The following is a 6,259-nucleotide window of genomic DNA, read 5'->3' on the forward strand; positions in this document are numbered from 1 at the left end:
CCGCCCATGCGGCTTTCCGCGGTGAGGCCGCCACCTCCCCGGGTTACATGCAGCGCCTGCAGCTGGACCAGAACTACAGCGCCGTCGGTGCCGAATGCCTGCTGGTGCGTCGCGACGTGTTCGTGGCAGTGGACGGTTTCAGCGACGGCGTGTTCCCCAATCACTACCACGCGGTGGACCTGTGCCTGAAAGCACGTGAAGCCGGCTTCCTGACCGTGTGGACACCGCATGCGCGCGTGATGCGCGACACCCGCGCCAGTGCCGGCCAGAACGCATTCGTGCAGGCGCTGCGCCAGTTGTCGGACAACGAGCACGCCAACCTCAACCGGCGCTGGCAGCCGTGGATGGTTCGCGATCCGGCCTACAACCGGAACTTGAGCATCCTCAACACCAACTTCAGTTTGAACGAACAACGCCATGAAGCCTGGCAGCCGTTCGCCAAGCCGGTACTGCCGCGCGCGGTGGTGATCCCCGGTGATGCCTTCGGCTGCGGCCATTACCGCGTCCGCCAGCCGTTCGCCTCGATGCAGCGCGAAGGCCAGATGGAAGGCCTGGTAAGCGAGCGGTACCTGCTGCCGGTGGAACTGGCCCGTGCCGAAGCCGATACCGTGGTGCTGCAGCGCCAGATGGGCCCCAGCCAGCGCGACCGCGTGAAGGAAATGAAGGAGCTCTCCCGCGCCTTCCGCGTATTCGAACTGGACGACTACCTCACCCACATCCCGGTGAAGAGCGCCCACTACAAGACCATGAAGACCCCCGACCTGCCAAAGAACCTGCGCAAGGCCCTGGGCATGGTCGATCGCTTCGTGGTGTCCACCGAGCCGTTGGCCGAGCAGATGTCCCACCTGCACAGCGATATTCGCGTAGTGAAGAACCGCCTGCCGGTGAACTGGTGGGGCAGCCTCACTCCCAGCCAGCGCCGCGTGGGCAAGAAGCCGCGCGTGGGCTGGGGTGGTGGCTCCAGCCACCGTGGCGACCTTGAACTGATCGCCGACGTGGTCCGGGACCTGGCCGACGAAGTGGAATGGGTATTCCTGGGCATGTGCCCGGAAAAACTCCGCCCTTACGTGCACGACTTCCAGTATGGCGTGCAGATCGAGCTGTACCCGGAGAAGATGGCCTCGCTCAACCTGGACCTGGCCCTTGCCCCGCTCGAAGACAACATCTTCAACGCCTGCAAGAGCAACCTGCGCCTGATGGAATACGGCGCCTGCGGGTTCCCGGTGGTGTGCAGCGACATCATCTGTTACCGCGACGACCTGCCTGTGACGCGCGTGAAGAACCGCTACCGCGACTGGATGCAGGCGATCCGCATGCACCTATCGGATCTGGACGCCACGGAGCGTGCCGGCGACGAGCTGCGCTCGGCGATCCACCGCGATTACATGCTTACCGGACCACACCTGGCGGACTGGGCGAAAGCCTGGCTTCCCGACTGACCCCCATCCAAAAGCGAGACGCCATCATGCAACAGACACCCGTGCACGAGCAGCACAATCCGGATCTGCTGAAGTTCATGCCCACCAACGCGCGCCGCGTAGTGGAAGTGGGCTGCAGCTCAGGCGCCCTCGCCCGCGCTTATAAAGCGATCAACCCAGACGTCCACTACATCGGCATCGAGATCGATCCCAGCTACGCGGAACTAGCCCGCCGGCATTGCGACGAGGTGCTCGACCTCAACGTCGAACAGGCCGACGCCCATACGCTGGGCACCACCCTGGGTGGCGATTGCTGGGTATTTGGCGACGTGCTCGAACATCTGCACGACCCATGGAAACTGCTTGCCAACATCCGCGCCGTGCTGCCGCCCGGCGGCACCGTGGTCGCCTGCATTCCCAACGCCCAGCATTGGAGCGTCCAGGCAAAATTGTCGTTCGGCAACTTCCGTTACGAAGACTCGGGCCTGTTCGATCGCACCCATATCCGCTGGTTCACCCGCATGACCATGATCGAGATGTTCCAGGGCGCAGGCTTTGCCGTGGAAGACGGCATGGCGCGCATCTTCGACGACCCGCAGCGCCACGTGTTCCTTCCGATCATCAAGGCCATGGCAGCGGCGGCGCAAGCCGATCCGGAGATGGCGGCGCAGGATGCACTGGCGTTGCAGTATGTGTTGCGTGGCAAGGCTGCCTGAGGGATTTTCTAGGGCTTCGCTGGTAGTCGTCGATCAGTCGCGATCCAGTTCAGCTCCCAGGTCTTGCCACCGTCGGCGGAATAGGATTGCTCGAAGCGCGCCGAATCCGGCATGACGTCAAGGATCACGAAGCGGACCAGGATCGTCCGGCCACGTAGCGTGTCGGTTCCATAGAACTCTCCACGGCCATTCGTGAATTCCCCCACAGAGGGAGGGGTCAGCAGGCCGTCGCCCATGTTGGCGAAGTTGAGGGTCCACTGGCGCCCCTGGACATTGTAGAGCCGCAGCGAAACCCCTTGGATCCGACCGGGGGGACCTTTGACATCGAGGTCAACCACATTGGACCGGCCGCCACCCAGGGCATGAATGACCGATGTGCCGTTGAATTCGACCCAGGTCGCCTTCGGCGACAAGGGATTGCGCAGCACTTTCACGCTGGTGGCCCAGGTGCCGATCTCCCAGTCGAAGTCATGGGACCCATCGCGTTCGGCGGACGCTGGAGCAGCTGACGCAGGTTCCGCTTGCGCCGGTTGAGCGCCCATCGCCGTTGCGCCGACGGCCGCGAGCAGGAAGGGCATGGCCCATGTTCGACCGAATTTACGTAGATTCATCGCTCGCTCTCGTCTGGACCAGCTGCGAGCCTACGGCCTTGCCGGCTTACGGCAAATGTCCAATCTTCTGGAAATACTTGTAGCCAATTCTCGATCGCAGCATGCCGCGGCCTCCGGGACCGGATTCCCAAGCATGGCGAAACCGCTTAGGCTCTCTACCAACTGGGGAGGATATAGTGACCTGGCAACCCCCTTTCGGGCGTCGCGCCGTGTGCTTCCGGAGCTGGCCTGCGCCACCGTGACCGTGCCAACCGTGCCACACCTGGACGTCCTTGAAGCCGATGCGATCCATGTGATCCGCGAGGTCGCCGCGGGCTTCCGCGCGCCGGTCATGCTTTATTCGATCGGCAAAGATTCCTCGGTTCTGCTCCACCTCCTGCGCAAGGCCTTTGCCCCGGCGCCCCCACCGATGCCGCTACTGCATGTGGACACCACCTGGAAGTTCCGCCAGATGTACGCCCTGCGCGAGCGCGTGGCGGCCACCCCGGACATCACACTCCTGGTCCATGTCAACGAGGAAGCCCAGGCGCAGGGCATCTCGCCGCTCGTCCACGGCCCGACAATCCACACTGAGTTGATGAAGACGGTGGCGCTCCGGCAGGCGCTGGAGCGACACGGCTTCGATGCCGCCATCGGCGGCGCGCGACGCGACGAGGAGGCCTCCCGCGCCAAGGAGCGGGTGTTTTCCTTCCGCAATGCCCAGCACCGTTGGGAGCCGAAAGCACAACGTCCGGAGCTGTGGCATCTCTACAACACCGGCCTTGCCCCGGGCGAGACCGCACGGGTATTCCCGTTGTCCAACTGGACGGAGTTGGACATTTGGCGCTACATCAGGCGCGAAGGCATCGAAGTGGTACCCCTTTACTTTGCGGCGGAACGCCCAGTCATCCAACGCAACGGGGCATGGCTGGTCGTCGATGACGAGCGACTGGTCCCGCAGCCGGGTGAAGAGGTACAACGGCGCCAGGTGCGCTTCCGCACGCTGGGCTGCTACCCATTGACGGCTGCCATCGAATCAGACGCCACGACGCTCGACGCCCTGATCGACGAGCTGGTCCACGCACGGACGTCGGAGCGCCAGGGGCGGGTGATCGACCGCGACCCGGCGGCATCGATGGAGCGCAAGAAGCAGGAAGGCTACTTCTGATGGCGGCAGCGGATACGAACGAAGTGCTGCGCTTCATCACCTGCGGCAGCGTGGATGATGGCAAGAGCAGCTTGCTGGGGCGACTGCTCCACGATGCGGGCATGCTCCCTGACGATCAGGTGGCCACCCTGGCGCGCGACAGCGCGCGGCAGCATCCGGAGGCGCCTGCCAAGCTGGATTTCGCGCTGCTGACCGATGGCCTGGCAGCCGAGCGCGAGCAGGGCATCACGATTGACGTGGCCTACCGATACTTCCACACGGCACGCCGGAACTTCATCGTCGCCGACTGCCCGGGCCACGAGCAATACACGCGCAACATGGCCACGGGCGCCTCCACGGCGTCACTCGCCGTGGTGCTGGTGGATGCGCGCAAAGGCCTGCTCGCCCAGACCCAGCGACACAGCTACATCTGCGCTTTGATGGGCATCGGGCAGGTCATCCTGGCGGTCAACAAGATGGACCTGGTGGGATTCGATGCCACCGTGTTCGAGAATATCCGCACTGCATACCAAGCGCTGGCCGTCGAACTCGGTATCGCGCGAGTGGTGGCCATCCCGGTGGTGGCGACCGATGGTGATCACATCGCGACGCGTTCGCCACGCATGCCCTGGCACACAGGACCCACCCTGCTCGAGGCCTTGGAAGAGGCTCCGGTTCCGCAGCCTGCGGACGGCGACTTTCGCCTGCCGATCCAGCTCGTGGTGCGCCCCCACCAGGACTACCGCGGCTACGCCGGTACCGTCGAGGCCGGTTGCATCCAGGTGGGCGATGAGGTGATGGTCCAGCCGGGCAAGACCACCGCGCGCGTGGCCACTTTGCGCGTAGCCGGGGAAACTGCCGACACCGCGCGGCGTGGCCAGGCCGTGATGCTCACGCTGCATCCGGATGTCCAGGCCGGGCGGGGCCAGGTACTTGCCAGCGCTGACGCGCCTTGTCCGGAGGCATCGCAATTCGCCTGCCATGTGCTGTGGATGAGCCAGGAGCCCATGTTGCCGGGACGCGCCTACGATCTCCTGCAGGGCACGGGGCGCGTTCGGGCCCGGATCACCACGATCAAGCACAAGGTGGATGTCCATACCCAGGCGCCGCTGGCGGCCAGGCGGCTGGAGCTCAACGAGGTCGGCGCATGCAACCTGGACCTGGACCAGGACATCGCCTTCGAACCCTTCGCCACGAACGCGGCGCTGGGCGGCTTCGTGCTGGTGGACCTGCTCAGCCGGGCGACCGTCGCCTGTGGCCGGCTGGATTTCGCCTTACGCCGTTCGGCCAATATCCACTGGCAACACATGGATGTCGACAAGGCCATGCGCAGCCATGCCAAGGCCCAGAAGCCGTTATGCGTGTGGTTCACCGGGCTTTCCGGCTCCGGCAAGTCCACGATCGCGAACTTTGTGGAGCAGCGCCTCACCGCGCTGGGGCACCATACGTACCTGCTCGATGGCGACAACGTTCGTCATGGCCTCAACAACGACCTTGGCTTCACCGCCGAGGCGCGCGTGGAGAATATCCGCCGCCTGGCCGAGGTCGCGCACCTGATGTTGGACGCCGGACTGGTGGTGCTGGTGTGTGCCATATCGCCCTTCGCCGCCGAGCGCGAGTTCGCCCGTGGGCGCTTCGAGCCCGGCGAGTTCGTTGAGGTGTACGTGGATGCGCCGCTGGCCGAGTGCGAACGGCGTGATCCCAAGGGCTTGTATCGCAAAGCGCGGGCGGGGCTGCTGGCCAACTTTACCGGCATCGACTCACCCTACGAGCCGCCTGCGAACGCGGATATTCACCTGATGACCATGGGCTCCTCGCCCCAGGCCCAGGCCGATGGGTTGGCCGGCTGGCTCGCCGGGCGAATCGTTCCGTAACGACCGACGCCTGCGCTCCTAGGAATTTTTCCCGCATGCTGCGCCACCGCTTGACACCGGTGTCAATTCCGTTACAGGCTAAAGACAGATCCAATGCGGGGAGCGCGCTGGACGTGGCAATCGACCATTCCGACCGACTGACAGGGCTACCGGCGACGCCGTTCCTGGCGGCCGACATCGGCGGCACGCACGGGCGTGTCGCGCTGATGCGTGCCTCGCGCGACGGGGTCCACGGCGTCGAAACGCTGGCCTATCGGGTCTTCGCGTGCGCGGAGTTCCCGATGCTGTCGGACCTGCTCCAGGCCTTCATCGAAAGCGACGTGCGCGTCCCGGTGAAGCACTGCGTGCTCGCTTGCGCTGGCCAGGTCATGGGCGACGAAGTCGTGAACGACAACCTTGCGTGGCCCATCCACCTGACACAGCTGCGCCAGGCGTTAGGGTTTGACCAGGTCGCCGTCCTCAACGATTTTGAAGCGTTGGCCTATGCCCTGGACGGCTCGCTCGCCGACGGTGG

6 protein-coding genes are annotated in these 6,259 nt (G+C 64.8%); 5 read left to right on the forward strand and 1 reads right to left on the reverse strand.

The genetic code is table 11. The features are described 5' to 3' along the window. Together VK519_RS07370 and VK519_RS07375 are read left to right on the forward strand one after the other, a co-directional pair. On the forward strand, positions 1–1,439 hold a 1,439-nt coding region (locus VK519_RS07370; RefSeq protein ID WP_414692713.1), incomplete at its 5' end, for a glycosyltransferase. Between the two features lie 26 nt (positions 1,440–1,465). Beyond that, entirely contained in the window at positions 1,466–2,134 is a 669-nt protein-coding gene (locus VK519_RS07375) for a class I SAM-dependent methyltransferase (RefSeq protein ID WP_324348628.1), read from the forward strand. Between the two features lie 8 nt (positions 2,135–2,142). On the opposite strand, the gene VK519_RS07380 is transcribed toward VK519_RS07375, so the two are convergent. Then, the gene (locus VK519_RS07380; protein WP_324348629.1) at positions 2,143–2,712 is read right to left on the reverse strand and encodes a hypothetical protein; all 570 of its coding nucleotides are present in this window, start codon (positions 2,710–2,712) and stop codon (positions 2,143–2,145) included. A gap of 271 nt (positions 2,713–2,983) precedes the next feature. Between VK519_RS07380 and cysD the strand changes: the two genes are divergently transcribed. From cysD to VK519_RS07395, 3 genes are all read left to right on the forward strand, one after another. After that, positions 2,984–3,892 carry a sulfate adenylyltransferase subunit CysD gene (gene cysD, locus VK519_RS07385; RefSeq protein ID WP_324348630.1) on the forward strand — a complete coding sequence of 303 codons (909 nt, stop codon included), beginning with the start codon at positions 2,984–2,986 and terminating at the stop codon, positions 3,890–3,892. Continuing rightward, entirely contained in the window at positions 3,892–5,745 is a 1,854-nt protein-coding gene (gene cysN, locus VK519_RS07390) for a sulfate adenylyltransferase subunit CysN (protein ID WP_324348632.1), read from the forward strand. Before cysD ends, cysN begins: the two co-directional genes overlap by 1 nt. A gap of 35 nt (positions 5,746–5,780) precedes the next feature. Continuing rightward, the coding region (locus VK519_RS07395) for a glucokinase (RefSeq protein WP_324348633.1) at positions 5,781–6,259 on the forward strand (479 nt) is incomplete at its 3' end.

The sequence above is a fragment of the Pinirhizobacter sp. genome (assembly GCF_035317885.1).
GTDB lineage: Bacteria > Pseudomonadota > Gammaproteobacteria > Xanthomonadales > Rhodanobacteraceae > Pinirhizobacter.

Excerpts from the sequence above, each read along its gene's own strand:
- VK519_RS07380 (WP_324348629.1), bottom strand. The coding sequence starts at position 2,712 with ATGCCCTTCCTGCTCGCGGCCGTCGGCGCAACGGCGATGGGCGCTCAA.
- cysN (WP_324348632.1), top strand. The coding sequence starts at position 3,892 with ATGGCGGCAGCGGATACGAACGAAGTGCTGCGCTTCATCACCTGCGGC.
- VK519_RS07375 (WP_324348628.1), top strand. The coding sequence starts at position 1,466 with ATGCAACAGACACCCGTGCACGAGCAGCACAATCCGGATCTGCTGAAG.